Source organism: Streptomyces sp. 7N604, assembly GCF_052245475.1.
GTDB lineage: Bacteria > Actinomycetota > Actinomycetes > Streptomycetales > Streptomycetaceae > Streptomyces.
This window is the reverse complement of record NZ_JBQQBX010000002.1, coordinates 245,211-260,240: the sequence shown is the minus strand read 5'-3', so window position 1 is coordinate 260,240 and position 15,030 is coordinate 245,211. Positions and strand designations below refer to the sequence as shown.

The 15,030-nt window shown below is 71.4% G+C and carries 11 protein-coding genes; 8 read left to right on the top strand and 3 right to left on the bottom strand.

All coding sequences use genetic code 11. The annotated features are described in order from the left end of the window. Window positions 1-71: 71 nt before the first annotated feature. The 5 genes from ACTWP8_RS03350 (at window position 72) to ACTWP8_RS03330 (ending at window position 7,179) form a co-directional block, all read left to right on the top strand. A complete protein-coding gene (locus ACTWP8_RS03350) occupies window positions 72-836 on the top strand; it encodes an NUDIX hydrolase (protein WP_443320635.1) in 765 nt (254 codons plus the stop codon). A 223-nt stretch (window positions 837-1,059) separates the two neighbouring features. After that, complete coding sequence (locus ACTWP8_RS03345; RefSeq protein WP_443320634.1) at window positions 1,060-3,174, top strand: ABC transporter ATP-binding protein; 2,115 nt, start codon at window positions 1,060-1,062, stop codon at window positions 3,172-3,174. Window positions 3,175-3,230: 56 nt separating this feature from the next. Further along, window positions 3,231-4,172 carry a FadR/GntR family transcriptional regulator gene (locus ACTWP8_RS03340; protein WP_443320633.1) on the top strand — a complete coding sequence of 314 codons (942 nt, stop codon included), beginning with the start codon at window positions 3,231-3,233 and terminating at the stop codon, window positions 4,170-4,172. A gap of 415 nt (window positions 4,173-4,587) precedes the next feature. Continuing rightward, complete coding sequence (locus ACTWP8_RS03335) at window positions 4,588-6,162, top strand: RNA polymerase sigma factor (protein ID WP_443320632.1); 1,575 nt, start codon at window positions 4,588-4,590, stop codon at window positions 6,160-6,162. Window positions 6,163-6,351: 189 nt separating this feature from the next. Continuing rightward, on the top strand, window positions 6,352-7,179 hold the full coding sequence (locus tag ACTWP8_RS03330) for a S1 family peptidase (protein WP_443320631.1): 828 nt from the start codon (window positions 6,352-6,354) through the stop codon (window positions 7,177-7,179). 147 nt (window positions 7,180-7,326) lie between these two features. On the opposite strand, the gene ACTWP8_RS03325 is transcribed toward ACTWP8_RS03330, so the two are convergent. Further along, complete coding sequence (locus ACTWP8_RS03325; RefSeq protein ID WP_443315517.1) at window positions 7,327-7,557, bottom strand: DUF7455 domain-containing protein; 231 nt, start codon at window positions 7,555-7,557, stop codon at window positions 7,327-7,329. Between the two features lie 441 nt (window positions 7,558-7,998). Between ACTWP8_RS03325 and ACTWP8_RS03320 the strand changes: the two genes are divergently transcribed. The 3 genes from ACTWP8_RS03320 to ACTWP8_RS03310 all read left to right on the top strand — a co-directional run bounded on the left by ACTWP8_RS03320 (window position 7,999) and on the right by ACTWP8_RS03310 (window position 12,390). Next, the gene (locus ACTWP8_RS03320) at window positions 7,999-10,119 is read left to right on the top strand and encodes a DNA gyrase/topoisomerase IV subunit B (protein ID WP_443320630.1); all 2,121 of its coding nucleotides are present in this window, start codon (window positions 7,999-8,001) and stop codon (window positions 10,117-10,119) included. 130 nt (window positions 10,120-10,249) lie between these two features. Next, entirely contained in the window at window positions 10,250-10,780 is a 531-nt protein-coding gene (locus ACTWP8_RS03315) for a DUF485 domain-containing protein (RefSeq protein WP_443320629.1), read from the top strand. Further along, complete coding sequence (locus tag ACTWP8_RS03310) at window positions 10,777-12,390, top strand: solute symporter family protein (RefSeq protein ID WP_443320628.1); 1,614 nt, start codon at window positions 10,777-10,779, stop codon at window positions 12,388-12,390. The genes ACTWP8_RS03315 and ACTWP8_RS03310 overlap by 4 nt, the downstream gene beginning before the upstream one ends. Before the next feature lie 111 nt (window positions 12,391-12,501). Here ACTWP8_RS03310 and ACTWP8_RS03305 read toward each other — a convergent pair whose 3' ends face one another. Together ACTWP8_RS03305 and ACTWP8_RS03300 are read right to left on the bottom strand one after the other, a co-directional pair. Next, on the bottom strand, window positions 12,502-13,206 hold the full coding sequence (locus tag ACTWP8_RS03305; protein WP_443320627.1) for a response regulator: 705 nt from the start codon (window positions 13,204-13,206) through the stop codon (window positions 12,502-12,504). After that, window positions 13,203-14,903: an ATP-binding protein gene (locus ACTWP8_RS03300; protein ID WP_443320626.1), complete on the bottom strand. Its 1,701-nt coding sequence runs from the start codon at window positions 14,901-14,903 to the stop codon at window positions 13,203-13,205. Before ACTWP8_RS03300 ends, ACTWP8_RS03305 begins: the two co-directional genes overlap by 4 nt. Window positions 14,904-15,030 lie beyond the last annotated feature (127 nt).

Below are 15,030 nucleotides of genomic sequence, written 5' to 3'. Positions count from 1 at the left end.
ATCCGCAGCCCCCGGCGCACGGGGCCACGCAAGGACCTGTTTATCGTCAGGGAGACGACTATGATCACCGCATGGCGCCCTACGACCCGTCGGCCTTTCCGCCCTTCGCCGTCACTGTCGACCTGGTCGTGCTCACCGTGCGCAGGCACGCGCTGTGTGCGCTGGCCGTGCGCCGTGGTGAGCCACCGTTCCAGGGGCGGTGGGCCCTGCCCGGTGGATTCGTGCGGCCCGACGAGGACCTCGCGGCCGCCGCAGCCCGCGAGCTGGCCGAGGAGACCGGCTTGCTGGCGCACGACCCCTCGGGCCCGTCCCCCGTCAACGGAGCTCACCTCGAACAGCTCGCCACGTACGGCGACCCCAAGCGCGACCCCCGCATGCGGGTTGTCAGCGTGGCGCATCTCGTACTGGCGCCCGACCTGCCTGCCCCGCGTCCCGGCGGGGACGCGCACAGCGCGCGCTGGGCTCCAGTGGAGGACCTGCTCGGCCAGGAAGGTGGCTTCGGGCGGGACGGGGAGCAGGTCGCCCCCCTGGCCTTCGACCATGCGCAGATCCTCGCAGACGGAGTGGAGCGCGCGCGCTCCAAGATCGAATACTCCTCTCTGGCCACGGCGTTCTGTCCCCAGGAATTCACCGTCGGCGAGCTGCGCCGGGTCTACGAAGCGGTCTGGGGAGTGGCTCTCGATCCGCGCAACTTCCACCGCAAAGTGACCGGGACGCCGGGCTTCCTCGTACCGACCGGTGGTACGACGACCCGTCAGGGCGGACGGCCGGCCCAGCTGTTCCGCGCGGGCGGCGCGACGCTCCTCAACCCGCCGATGCTGCGCCCCGAGGTCTGAGGCGACCGCCTGCTCCTGGGCGAAGAACGCGGAAGTCTGGGGCGGCACCCCCTGCGCGCGGGAGCGCGGTGCGCTTCCGGCGGGGAAGGCCCAGCAACCACGCGGCACACGCCAAGTGCTGCGCGCCGCCCGGGAAAGTAGGACATATCGCGTTATCTTGCTCCGGTATCTCGGGTAAGGCCCGCAGCCGCCGAGCAGTCTCCCGTCCCCCGCGAGAGAAGCGATGATTCAGGCCATCGGACTGACCAGTGCCCCCCGGCGCAGCGCCCCGCCCGCCGTTGACGACCTGACCTTCGAGGCCCGTGCCGGGCACGTCACCGCCCTGCTGGGTGGTCCCGGCGCGGGCAAGACAACGGCGTTGCGTGTCCTGCTCCAACTCGAGCCGGGCCGCGGCGTCGCCCTCTTCCGCGGCCGCCCCCTGGACCGGATCCCGCACCCCACCCGCGAGGTCGGCGTGGTGCTCGGTGACGTTCCCGGCCATCCCGCACGTACGGCACGCAGCCACGTGCGCATGCTGGGCGCCGCAGCCGGAGTTCCCGCCCAACGGGCCGACGCCGTGCTGGATCTCGTCGGCCTCAGCGGTATCGCCGATCAGCGGCTCGGATCGCTCTCGCGCGGCATGGACCGCAGGCTCGGTCTGGCCGTCGCCCTGATCGGCGACCCGCACACGCTCGTACTCGACGAGCCGGGGCACGGCCTGTCGCCGCGCGAGGCGGCCTGGTTGCACGGAATGCTGCGGCGCTGCGCGGCGCAGGGCAGTGCCGTCCTGATCACCGCCCGCGACCCCAAGGAGGCGGCTCGCATCGCCGACCGGGTCGTCACCATCCACCGTGGCCGCCTCGTGGCCGACCAGAAGGCGGCCGACTTCGCCCGCACCCGGCTGCGTCCCCGGGTCGCCGTCCGCTCCCCGCACGCCGCCCGCCTCGCCGCCCTGCTCACCGACGAGATGCGCCCCGACGGCCCCTCGGAGGTCGTGCACGAGAGCGGGACACGTATCTGTGTCTACGGCAGCAGCTGTGCAGCCGTGGGTGAGCTGGCCTTCCGCCACGGCATTCTCGTGCATCAACTCGCGGACGAGGTCGGTGACTCCGGACCCGTCCCTCCTCCGCTCGACCGCGCCGACGGCCGCTCCGCACCCTCCTCGGCGCCAACCGCTCCAGCGGCCGAAGCCCCGCCCGTACAGCGCGACCACCCTCGAGCCCCAGGGGAATCCGCTGCCGCTCCCGCTCCCCAAGAGCCCGCTGCCGCGCCCGGTCCCCAAGAGTCCCCCACCTCCCCGAACCCTCCGGATGGCCCGGAGTCTCCGGATGCCCCGGCTGATCCCGCTACGGAGTCCACGCGCTCCGCGGGTGCCACGAGCTCCACGGCAGCCCCGGCTGCCTCAGCAGCCCTGACCTCTGGGACCACCCCGGAATCACCGTTCACTCCAAAGCCCTCACCGACTCCAGAGTCCTCCACGCCACCATCACCATCACCCTCCCCGTCCCCCGACGCCGAGATCGCCCAGGTCGCGCAGCCCGGTTCCGCCTGGCTCCTTCGTTACGAGCTGCGCCGCGCCGGCGGCGTATGGACCAGCTGGATCGCCGCGGCCACCACGCTCGCCGCCGGCCTCCTCCTCGCGCTGCTGACGGCCCGTATCAGCGACGCCCCGCCTGCCCGCCTGCTCGCGGGCTGGCCGGGCGAACTCCCGCTCCCGCCCGCCGCGTTCGGGGCCGGGCTGCTCGGGGCGCTCGCCTTTGGGCAGGAGTTCCGCTACCCCGCGCTCACCCACGTCAACAGCCCGGTGCCGCGCAGGCTCGGACTGCTGGTCGCCAAGCTCGTCGTCTGTACCGCCGCCGCGGCCGTTCTCGCGATCGTCTCCGCCGCCGTCAACGCCGCAGCGCTGCGGCTCGTCTTCGGCGGTGAGGCGGTCCGGCTGCCGCCCGACTGGCCCGTGGCGGCGGCCGGATGGGCCGGACTCGTCATCGGCTGCACCTGGGCCGGGCTGCTCGCCGCAGGGCTGTTCCGCTCGACGGCGACGGGGATCGCCGCGGTGCTGGCGGTGCCCATGCTCGTCGTCCCTGCGGTACGGGCGATTCCGGTGGGCCCCGCCGCGTACCCGCTCGCCGGGCTGTCCGACCGCCTGCGGTCCACCAGCCTGCTGCAGTGGCCGGGCGGCGTCGACCGCTGGGTCACCGGCGCGCTGCGCCTCGGTGCCCAACCGGTGGGCCAGGCCCTGGCGTTGTCGCTCTGCGCCCTGGTCGGCGCTTACCTGGTCGCGGTGTTGCGTGGCAAGGCGGCCTGGTGGCCCCTGCTCCGCCGGGTGGCACGCGAACTGCCCACAACCCAGCGGAGATAGCCCATTTCCTTCCGATTAGGCGTCAATTATGAGGTGATGGGCGATCACCCTTTCGTGTGCTTTTCACCAAAGACCTCAAGGCTGCCCGGAGCGCCGCCGACAAAGGATGCGTGAGTACCCTTGCGCACACCATGATGACCGCGGCTCGCCCCGTCGACTCCGGCCTCCCCGGTCCGGGCGAGCTTGACCGCTACCCCTACGGCGAAGCCCCGGGCGCCGACCGAACCGGCAGTCCCTCATGGGACGGGTCCGACGCGGAGATGGGCCGAGTCGGCCGCCGGGCGACCGGCAGCCGCGGCCGAGGGCTGCACGGCCAACTCGTCCAGCAGCTGGGCCAGATGATCGTCTCCGGAGACCTGGGAGCCGACCGCCCGCTCGTCCCCGAGGAGATCGGCCAGCGTTTCGAGGTCTCCCGGACCGTCGTACGCGAGTCGCTCCGCGTCCTCGAGGCCAAGGGCCTCGTCAGCGCCCGCCCCAACGTCGGCACCCGGGTCCGCCCGGTCAGCGACTGGAACCTGCTGGACCCGGACATCATCGAGTGGCGGGCCTTCGGGCCGCAGCGCGAGGATCAGCGCCGGGAGCTGTGCGAGCTCCGCTGGACCATCGAACCGCTCGCCGCCCGGCTCGCCGCGGGCCACGGCCGGGAGGAGGTCCAGCAGCGGCTCGCCGACATGGTCGAGATCATGGGGCACGCCCTGGCGCAGGGCGACACCCTCACCTTCTCGCGCGCCGACACCGAGTTCCACGGCCTCCTGCTCCAGCTCAGCGGCAACCGCATGCTGGAGCACCTCTCCGGGATCGTGTCGTCCGCGCTCCAGGTCTCCGGCGGGCCCGCCACCGGCTGCGACCGGCCGACCGAGGCCACCATCGGGCTCCACTCGCGGATCGTGGAGGCGCTCGGCTCCGGCGACGCCGCCGGGGCGGAGGCGGCCATGCGCCAGCTGCTCACCGTCCACCCGGAGGTGGAGCGTGTCGTGCCCGCACCCCGCGAGCACTGACGCCGGCGCGAGCACGGGCAGCAGCGCGTGTACCGGCGCCCGTAGTGGCGCCCGTACCGACGCCCGCGCGAGCACATGAGCATCGACCGCGGGATCGGCTCCTGCCCCGCCCGAGCGCCCGCCCGAGCGGGGCAGGGGCCGATACGCGAGCCAATCGCGACGATGCGCCCGATTACGGCCGGTTTACGGCCGCTGCGAAGTGTGACTCGGGCCACGTGGATTGGGCGTAACACTCTTCGGGGCAGCGCGATGACCTAAGAGGTGATAGCTGCTGAGGGAATACGGATGTCGTTCGCGACGCTGTGTTGCTCTGCGGTTCCGCCCGCGCCGTCGGTCCATCCCCGCCGGCGGTCGTCGGCTCCGGTCCACTGTGGACGGGGCCGGAAGCCGTTCCCATCGTTCCGAGAGGTTGTTCGTGTCGGCCAGCACATCCCGTACGCTCCCGCCGGAGATCGCCGAGTCCGAGTCTGTCATGGCGCTCATCGAGCGGGGAAAGGCTGAGGGGCAGATCGCCGGCGACGACGTGCGTCGGGCCTTCGAGGCTGACCAGATTCCGCCAACCCAGTGGAAGAATGTTCTGCGCAGCCTCAACCAGGTCCTCGACGAGGAGGGTGTGACGCTGATGGTCAGTGCCGCAGAGGCGCCCAAGCGCACCCGCAAGAGCGTCGCAGCGAAGAGTCCGGCGAAGCGCACCGCGACCAAGACCGTCGCCGCGAAGACGTCCGTGGCCAAGAAGGCCACCGCCCCCGCCGAGACCGCCGCTGCCGCCGAGGCTGCGGACGGTGTCGCCGACGAGGCGGAGGCGGCGCCCGCCAAGAAGACCGCGGCGAAGAAGACCGCGGCCAAGAAGACGGCCGCGAAGAAGACCGCGGCCAAGAAGACGGTGGCGAAGAAGGCCGCCGTCGGCCCGGTCAAGAAGGAAGCCGAGGAGCTGGTCGAGGCCGACGAGGCCATCGAGGAAGCCGCTGCCCCCGGCAAGCCCGCGGTGGAGGGCGCCGAGGCCGGCCCCGAGAACGAGGGCTTCGTGCTCTCCGACGAGGACGAGGACGACGCCCCCGCGCAGCAGGTCGCGGCGGCCGGTGCCACCGCCGACCCCGTCAAGGACTACCTCAAGCAGATCGGCAAGGTCCCGCTCCTCAACGCTGAGCAGGAGGTGGAGCTCGCCAAGCGCATCGAGGCCGGCCTCTTCGCCGAGGACAAGCTGTCGAACGCCGACAAGCTGGCCCCGAAGCTCAAGCGCGAGCTGGAGATCATCGCCGAGGACGGTCGCCGCGCCAAGAACCACCTGCTCGAGGCGAACCTCCGACTCGTGGTCTCCCTGGCCAAGCGCTACACGGGCCGCGGCATGCTCTTCCTTGACCTCATCCAGGAGGGCAACCTCGGTCTGATCCGCGCGGTCGAGAAGTTCGACTACACCAAGGGCTACAAGTTCTCGACCTACGCCACCTGGTGGATCCGTCAGGCGATCACCCGCGCGATGGCCGACCAGGCCCGCACCATCCGTATCCCGGTGCACATGGTCGAGGTCATTAACAAGCTCGCACGCGTGCAGCGCCAGATGCTCCAGGACCTGGGCCGCGAGCCCACCCCGGAGGAGCTGGCCAAGGAACTCGACATGACCCCCGAGAAGGTCATCGAGGTCCAGAAGTACGGCCGCGAGCCCATCTCGCTGCACACCCCGCTGGGCGAGGACGGCGACAGCGAGTTCGGTGACCTCATCGAGGACTCCGAGGCGGTCGTGCCCGCCGATGCGGTCAGCTTCACGCTCCTGCAGGAGCAGCTGCACTCGGTCCTCGACACGCTGAGCGAGCGCGAGGCCGGCGTGGTGTCCATGCGCTTCGGCCTCACCGACGGCCAGCCGAAGACGCTGGACGAGATCGGCAAGGTCTACGGCGTGACGCGTGAGCGCATCCGGCAGATCGAGTCGAAGACGATGTCCAAGCTGCGCCACCCGTCCCGCTCGCAGGTGCTCCGCGACTACCTCGACTGAGGCACGGCGCGCGCCGTCGGCATTGAACGGCCGACAGCGGACCAGCACCGCTCGGAGCTGCTCTTTCCGGCCCGGAACCCCGCTCGGGGTTCCGGGCCGGTTGCTGTCCGGTGCGTCCGTCCGGGTGCGTTCTCCGCCCGTTTGGGTCACTCTGGGTGTGCACAGTGCACCAGAGAGTCAGGAGTCAGCATGCGTCCCATCTCCCGTGTACTCGTCGGCGCGCTGGCGCTGACGTCCGCAGCCGTGGCTCTGCCGCTCGCGACGCCGGCCCCCGCCACCGCGGACGGCGTGATCATAGGCGGGCAGCCGGTTCCGGTGGCCAAGAGTCCCTGGGCCGTGGCGCTGGGCAGTCGCCAGCAGTTCGGCGGTAAGAGATCCGGGCAGTTCTGCGGGGCGGTGGTGGTCGGGCCTACGAAGGTCCTCACCGCGGCGCACTGCATGAGCCGGGAGGTGCTGGGGACGGACCGGAGCGCCGTACGCGATCTTCAGGTCATCGCGGACCGCGACGACCTGCGGGGTCACAGCGGTCGGGAGATCCCGGTGCGGGGGATCTGGGTCAACCCGGACTACGACGCGGAGAGCAACTCCGGAGATGTCGCGGTGCTCACGCTGTCACGGGCGTTGCCCCGGAACCATGTGATCCCCATGGCGGAGGCCGGTGACGCCGCCTACCAGTCGGGCACCGCGGCCGCGGTCTACGGCTGGGGCGATACGACGGGCCGGTCCACGTACACGACCCGGCTGCACGCGGCCGGGGTGCAGGTGCTGAACGACGCGGTCTGCGAGGTGGCGTACCCGGGGACGGAGGAGGGCCGCTACGAGGCGGAGACGATGGTCTGCGCCGGGCAGGCCGGGGGCGGGCGGGACGCCTGCCAGGGGGACAGTGGAGGGCCTCTCGTGGCCCGTGGCCGGCTGATCGGGCTGGTCTCGTGGGGCAGTGGATGCGGGGAGCCGGGAAGCCCCGGCGTCTACACGAGGGTGTCCGCGGTATCCGGGCTGGCCGCCTTGAAGTCGTGACCCTGACAGCCATGACGCGCGCGGCCGTGAAATGGAGCGGTCAATTCCGCCGGGAGCCGACGAGAGCGGGCGGCCACCCCTTGTCCACAAGGGTGACCGCCCACCGGCCGGCCCTGGGCCGGCAGAGGCTCGTCGGACAGCGATGCGTCAGCGTTCGTCCTCGGACGCGGACACGGGCACCGTGGTGAGGCGCTCCGTCTCATCCTGTATTTCCGCGGCGATCTTCTTGAGTTCGGGCTCGAACTTGCGGCCATGATGGGCGCAGAAGAGCAGTTCACCGCCGCTCATCAGGACGACGCGCAGGTACGCCTGGGCGCCGCAGCGGTCGCACCGGTCAGCGGCCGTCAGCGGAGTCGCGGGTGTCAGAACAGTAGTCACGTCGCCTCTTCTCTAGCTCGACGAGCTGTCGTACCAGGGTCAACATCCAACCAGGCCGTAAACGTTCCCGCTCGGGCCTTTTTCTCGAAAGTTTGCTTCCGAGGCGGCTGGACGCTGCCGGTTGGCGGCGAATGAGCCGTATTGCCTTGGCTTACGTGGTCATCGCGCTGGTCTTGCTTGCTTACATCGTCCCCCGGCTGGATTGCCGGTTTGTTCATGAGGACGTGCCCGGAGCCTAAATGGTTCATGCCTCGAAGGGAACGTGATGTTCGCGTCATCCCTCCCGGGTATCGAACGTACGAACGACTCTGGACTAGCATGGACGTCCTGACGGGTGGCGGCACAACGGCTCTATCAAGCCTCGGTACCCTCTGACGGGCGACACAGTCATCTCTGAGTCCCCACCCGGATCCAACAGAAATTCAGCGAGGAGCGAACCGCGTGACCGCCGAGACGTCCGTGCCGTCCACTGCGCTGCTGACGGGAGCAGACCGCGACGGTTCCAATTACACCGCGCGGCACCTGCTCGTCCTCGAGGGCCTGGAGGCCGTGCGCAAGCGCCCGGGCATGTACATCGGCTCGACCGACAGCCGGGGCCTCATGCACTGCCTCTGGGAGATCATCGACAACTCCGTCGACGAGGCCCTCGGCGGCCACTGCGACCGGATCGAGGTCCTGCTCCACGAGGACGGCTCGGTCGAGGTGCGGGACAACGGCCGCGGCATCCCGGTCGACGTCGAGCCGAAGACCGGCCTGTCGGGCGTCGAGGTCGTCATGACCAAGCTGCACGCGGGCGGAAAGTTCGGCGGCGGCTCGTACGCGGCCTCCGGCGGTCTGCACGGCGTCGGAGCGTCGGTCGTCAACGCCCTGTCCGCGCGGCTCGACGTCGAGGTCGACCGCGGCAGCCGCACGCACTCGATCAGCTTCCGGCGAGGCGTGCCCGGCATCTTCACCGAGTCGGGCCCGGACGCGCCGTTCGACCCGTCGAGCGGCCTGCTGAAGGGCAAGAAGGTGCCGAAGACCCGGACCGGCACCCGGGTGCGCTACTGGGCGGACCGCCAGATCTTCCTCAAGGACGCCAAGCTCTCGCTGGACACGCTGCACGCGCGCGCCCGGCAGACGGCGTTCCTGGTGCCTGGCCTGACCATCGTCGTACGGGACGAGCGTGGGCTCGAGGCCGACCAGCCGGTGGAGGAGGTCTTCCGGTTCGACGGCGGCATCAGCGAGTTCTGCGAGTACCTGGCGCAGGACAAGGCCGTGTGCGACGTGCTGCGGCTGACCGGGCAGGGCACCTTCAAGGAGACCGTCCCGGTCCTGGACGACCGCGGCCATATGACGCCGACCGAGGTCACCCGCGAGCTGGGCGTCGACATCGCGCTGCGCTGGGGCACCGGCTACGACACGATGACCAGGTCGTTCGTCAACATCATCGCCACCCCCAAGGGCGGCACCCATGTCGCGGGCTTCGAGCGGTCGGTCACCCGGACGATCAACGAGGTGCTGCGTTCCACCAAGCTGCTCCGGGTCGCCGAGGACGACGTCGTCAAGGACGACGCCATGGAGGGGCTCACGGCAGTCGTGACGGTCCGGCTCGCCGAGCCGCAGTTCGAGGGCCAGACCAAGGAGGTGCTGGGCACCTCCGCCGCGTCCCGGATCGTGGCGGCCGTCGTGGCCAAGGAGCTCAAGGCCTTCCTGACGTCGACGAAGCGGGACGCCAAGGCGCAGGCCAGAGCGGTGCTGGAGAAGGTCGTCGCGGCGGCCCGTACGCGTATCGCGGCGCGGCAGCACAAGGAGGCGCAGCGCCGGAAGACCGCGCTGGAGTCCTCCTCGCTGCCGGCGAAGCTGGCCGACTGCCGCAGCGACGCCGTGGACCGCAGCGAGCTGTTCATCGTCGAGGGCGACTCGGCGCTCGGCACGGCCAAGCTCGCGCGGAACTCCGAGTTCCAGGCGCTGCTGCCGATCCGCGGAAAGATCCTCAACGTTCAGAAGTCGTCGGTCTCCGACATGCTCAAGAACGCCGAGTGCGGCGCGATCATCCAGGTGATAGGAGCCGGTTCCGGCCGGACCTTCGACATCGACCAGGCGCGCTACGGCAAGGTCATCTTCCTGGCCGACGCCGATGTCGACGGGGCGCACATCCGCTGTCTGCTGCTGACCCTCTTCCAGCGCTACATGCGGCCCATGGTCGAGCAGGGCCGGGTCTTCTCGGCGGTGCCGCCGCTGCACCGGATCGAGCTGACCAACCCCAAGAAGGGCCAGGACAAGTACATCTACACGTACTCCGACAGCGAGTTGCGCGAGAAGCTGCTGGAACTCCAGGCCAAGAACATCCGTTTCAAGGACAGCATCCAGCGCTACAAGGGCCTTGGCGAGATGGACGCGGACCAGCTCGCGGAGACCACGATGGACCCGCGCCACCGGACGCTGCGCCGGGTCAACATCAGCGACCTGGAGGCGGCGGAGGCGGCCTTCGACCTGCTCATGGGCAACGAGGTCGCGCCGCGCAAGGAATTCATCACCAACTCCGCGGCCACGCTGGACCGTTCGCGCATCGACGCCTGACACCAAACCGTACGTAACGCCGGATTCTTCACCTGATGGGGTGAACGTCCGGGATAAGAGATTCCGGGATCTTCCCGCTCTGTCCATCCTTGCTGCGCGGCCACCAGTCCGCGGAGCAAGGGAGTCCGGGGTGGAAAGACACGACAGGCCCGATGCCGGAACGACCCGGCTCGACGACCCCTGGTACGACGTGGTCGCCTCGGGCTGGGACGAGCACGCCCATGAGAGCCATGAGGGCCATGAGAGCCCGTCGCGGGCGGGCGGAAGGCAGCCGGGCGGAAGGCGGCCGGGTGCCCTGGCTGCCGCAGCCCAGCGTCCGCCCCGGCCCGAGTCCGCCGCGGACGTCTATCTGGCGGTGCAGCACAGCGCGGCCTTCCAGGAGGTGCGCGGCCGGTACCGCCGCTTCGTACTGCCCGCCTCGATCGCCTTCCTGGCCTGGTACTTCGCGTACGTGATCGCCGCGACCGCGGCCCCCGGCCTGATGGCGCGGCCGGTCGCCGGAGGGCCGCTGAACGTCGCGATGCTGGCCGGGCTCGCCCAGTTCGCCACGACGTTCCTGCTGACCTGCGCCTACGCCCGGCACGCGCGGCTGCGCCGGGACCGGGCGGCCCTCGAGCTCCGCTGGGAGACCCAGGAGCTGACGCGGGAGCAGGGGCGTTGACCGGCGGGCTCGCGGCCACGGAGCACCAGACGCTGGCGCTCGTGCTGTTCAGCGCCTTCGTCGCCGCGACTCTCGCGATCACCACGTGGGTGAGCCGCAGACGGCGCGGTTCCGCGGAGGAGTTCTACGCGGGCGGGAGGTTGTTCTCGCCCATGGAGAACGGTTTCGCCATCTCCGGCGACTACATGTCGGCCGCTTCCTTCCTCGGCATCTCCGGCCTGATCGCGCTCTTCGGCTACGACGGCCTGCTCTACTGCGTCGGCTTCCTCGTCGCGTGGCTCGTCGTCCTGCTGCTCGTCGCCGAACTCGTCCGCAACTGCGGCCGGTTCACGCTCGCCGACGTCGTCGCCGCCCGCGTCCGGGAGCGCCCCGTACGGATCGCCGCGGGCATCTCCTCGGTCACGGTCTCCGTGCTCTATCTGGTCGCTCAGATGGTCGGCGCGGGCAGCCTGGTCGTGCTCCTGCTCGGCGGCTCGGGGCCTGGCGTTCGCACCTGGGCCGTCGTCGTGGTCGGCGCGCTGATGGTCGTCTACGTCTCCTTCGGCGGCATGCGGGCCACCACCTGGATCCAGATCGTCAAGGCCGTACTGCTGATGGGCGGGGCCGCTGCCCTGACCGCGTTCGTCCTCGTACGCTTCGACGGCCATCTCGGCGTCCTGCTCACCACCGCGGCGGAACGCAGCGGCCACGGGCGGGACTTCCTCGCGCCCGGGCTCGCGTATGGCGGCGACTGGACCGCCCGGCTGGACTTCATCAGCCTCGGCCTCGCGCTCGTCCTCGGCACCGCCGGGCTGCCGCACATCCTGTCCCGCTTCTACACGGTGCCGACGGCCCGCGCCGCCCGCCGCTCGGCCGTCTGGGCGATCGGGCTGATCGGCGGTTTCTACCTCATGACGATCGTGCTCGGGTTCGGCGCGGCCGCCGTCGTCGGCACGGATGCCGTACGCGCCTCCAACCCCGCCGGGAACACGGCCGTTCCGCTGCTCGCCCTCGACCTCGGCGGCGGGCCCGGCTCCACCGGCGGGACGGTGCTCTTCGCCGTGGTCGCCGCCGTCGCCTTCGCCACGATCCTCGCCGTCGTCGCGGGCATCACGCTCGCCTCGTCCGCGTCCGTGGCCCACGACCTGTACGCGTCGCTGCGCCGCGGCCGCCGCGCAGGGCAGCGCAGCGAGGTCGCGGTGGCGCGGGCTTCCGCCGTGGGCATCGGGGCGGTGGCCATCGCCCTCGGGCTGCTCGCGCAGGACCTCAATGTGGCGTTCCTGGTCGGCCTCGCCTTTGCCGTGGCCGCCTCCGCAAACCTCCCCGTGCTCCTCTACGCCCTCTTCTGGAGCCGCTTCACCACGCGGGGTGCGCTGTGGGCCGTCTACGGGGGCCTGGTGCCGGCCGTGGTGCTGGTGTTGCTCTCACCCGTGGTGTCCGGCAGCCCCGAATCGATCGTCCCCGGCGCGGACTTCGCGCTCTTCCCGCTGCAGAACCCCGGTCTCGTGTCCGTACCGCTCGGCTTCCTGGCGGGCTGGCTGGGAACGGTGACGTCTCGCGAAGAGCCGGACCGGGCGGCCAGGCATGCCGAGACGGAGGTGCGGTCACTGACGGGTGCGGGGGCCGCCTAGGCCCGGCGCTCCGTGCCGGGAAGCGAGCTGCGCCGCGTGCGCGGGCCCGTGCCGCGTGCGCGGGCCCGTGCCGCGTCCGTTTCCGGACCGGGTGAGGCCAGGTCGGACCGGTCAGGCCCGGTCCCACAGGTAGCGGTGCTCGGGGCGGCCCGTCTCTCCGTACCTCAGGCTCATCCGGACCCGTCCCGCCCGCTCCAGGAGCTTCAGATAGCGCTGCGCGGTCTGCCTGCTGAGCCCTGACCGCTCGGCGACCTCCTGCGCCGACAGCGGGCCCTCCGCGCCCCGCAGCACCTCCCGGACGAGGTCGGCCGTGAGCGCCGAGTGCCCCTTGGGCAGTTCGGCGGGGCCCGCCGAGGCACCGCCGAGTGCCCCGAAGATCCTGTCCACCTGGTCCTGTTCGGCCTCGCCGCCGCTGCCGAGGGCGCGGCGCAGCGCGGCGTAGCCCTCGAGCTTGGCGCGAAGTCCGGCGAAGGTGAAGGGCTTGACGAGGTACTGCAGCGCGCCGTGGCGCATCGCGGCCTGGACCGTCGCGATGTCCCTGGCCGCCGTCACCATGATCACGTCGGTGTGGTGGCCGAGCTGCCGCAGCCGCCCCACCAGCGCGAGACCGGTCTCGTCCGGCAGGTAGTGGTCGAGCAGGACCAGATCGACCTCGTTGCCCTCCAGGAAGGCGAGGGCCTCGGCCGCGGTGTGCGCGGTGCCCGCGACGCGGAAGCCGGAGACCTTCGCGACGTACGCCGCGTTGATCCTGGCGACGCGTACGTCGTCGTCCACGACCAGGACGTCGATCGGTGCGCCGCTCATCGGGCCGCTCATCGCACCTCTCCTGCCTCGGCCAGTCCGGGCTCGGTCAGATCCTCCGTCAGCTCCTCGGCGAGGGCCTCCGGCAGAACGACCGTGAACTCGGCCCCGCCGCCCTCCCGGGCGCCGACCAGGGCGCTGCCGCCCTGCCGCTCGGCCAGCCGCCGCACCAGCGCGAGCCCGATCCCGCGCTGTCCGTGCGACGGGGGGTCCTTGGTGGACCAGCCCTCGGTGAAGATGAGTTCGCGCTGTCCCGGCGGGACGCCGGGGCCGGAGTCGCCGACCCGCAGCACCGCCGTACGCCCCTCCGCCCGCAGCGCCACCTCCACCAGGGGCTCCTGGGTGCCGGCGGCCGCGTCCAGCGCGTTGTCGACGAGGTTGCCCACCACGGTCACCAGGCCGCGCGGGTCGACCACCCGGTCCGGCAGCAGCGTGTCCCCGGAGATCCGCAGGCCGACGCCGCGCTCCGCCGCGACCGTCGCCTTGCCGACCAGCAGGGCGGCCAGCAGCGGGTCGTGCACCCGCTCCGTGACCTGCTCCGCCGTCGCCCGGTGCACGCCGACGACCTCGGTGACGAACTCCACAGCCTCCTCGTAGAGGCCGAGCTCGAGCAGCCCCAGCAGGGTGTGCATCCGGTTGGCGTGTTCGTGGTCCTGGGCGCGGAGCGCGTCGATGAGGCCGCGGGTTCCGTCCAGTTCCCGGCCGAGCCGCTCCAGTTCGGTGCGGTCGCGCAGGGTGGCCACGGCACCGCCGTCATCGGTCGGCATGCGGTTGGCGACGAGCACCCGGTTGCCCCGGACGGTCAGCAGATCGTCGCCGGTCACCCGGCCGGCCAGCACGTCGGTCGTACGGCCGGGGCCCAGCACCTCGTCCAGTGGCTTCCCGGTGTCCGCGGGGCCGATGCCGAGGAGCCGCTGCGCCTCGTCGTTCACCAGCCGGATCCTGCCCCGCGCGTCGAGCGCGACCACGCCTTCGCGGATGCCGTGCAGCATCGCCTCGCGCTCGGCGAGCAGCGCGGAGATGTCGGAGAAGGCCAGGTCGTGGGTGCGCCGCTGGAGCCTGCGGGAGACGACGTACGCCGCGAGGGCGCCGACGGCGAGGGCGCCGCCCGCGTACGCCAGCAGCCCCGGAACGGCCGAGATCAGCCGGTCGCGCACGCTCTCGTACGCGATGCCGACCGACACGGCGCCGACGATGTCGCCGTCGGCTTCGCGCAGCGGCACCTTGCCGCGGGCCGACCGCCCGAGGGTCCCGTTGTCGATCTGCATGACCTCCTGGCCCGCGAGCGCGGCGCTGGGGTCGGTGGAGACGTGGTGGCCGATCTCGTCTGGCGAGGTGTGCGACCAACGGACGCCGCGCTCGTCCATGACCACGATGTACTCGGCGCCGGTGGACCTGCGGATGCGTTCGGCCTCGGCCTGGACGGGGCCTTCGGGGGAGGGCGCGGTCCGCTGGAGATCCTGGGCGAGGCCGGGGCGGGCGGCGGTGGTCTGCGCGATCGCGAGGGCCCGGCGCATGGCCTGGTCGTCGAGCTGGTCGCCGAGCGGGGCGAGGAACAGCCCGGTGGCGAGCGCGGTGACGCCGGTGGCGATGGCGAGCTGCATGAGCAGCACCTGCGAGAAGACGCGGCGGGGCCATCCGATGCGCATGCGTCCGCCTCCGTCTCGCTGCTCACCGCTCCGGTGCGGAGCGCCCTCTTCCGATTCGGTCATGTGAACGAAGGGTAAGGGGGGCGGCCGGGGTGAGCGCTGTCCGCGGCCAGGTCCTGGCTGTTGTTGTAGCGCGAGCGAAAAGCGCAGAACAGGGGCGCGTCGGAATGCGCGCCGCCGGTCGCCTCGC

Excerpts from the sequence above, each read along its gene's own strand:
- ACTWP8_RS03305 (WP_443320627.1), bottom strand. The coding sequence starts at position 13,206 with ATGAGCGGCCCGATGAGCGGCGCACCGATCGACGTCCTGGTCGTGGAC.
- ACTWP8_RS03330 (WP_443320631.1), top strand. The coding sequence starts at position 6,352 with ATGCGTCCCATCTCCCGTGTACTCGTCGGCGCGCTGGCGCTGACGTCC.
- ACTWP8_RS03300 (WP_443320626.1), bottom strand. The coding sequence starts at position 14,903 with ATGACCGAATCGGAAGAGGGCGCTCCGCACCGGAGCGGTGAGCAGCGA.
- ACTWP8_RS03345 (WP_443320634.1), top strand. The coding sequence starts at position 1,060 with ATGATTCAGGCCATCGGACTGACCAGTGCCCCCCGGCGCAGCGCCCCG.
- ACTWP8_RS03350 (WP_443320635.1), top strand. The coding sequence starts at position 72 with ATGGCGCCCTACGACCCGTCGGCCTTTCCGCCCTTCGCCGTCACTGTC.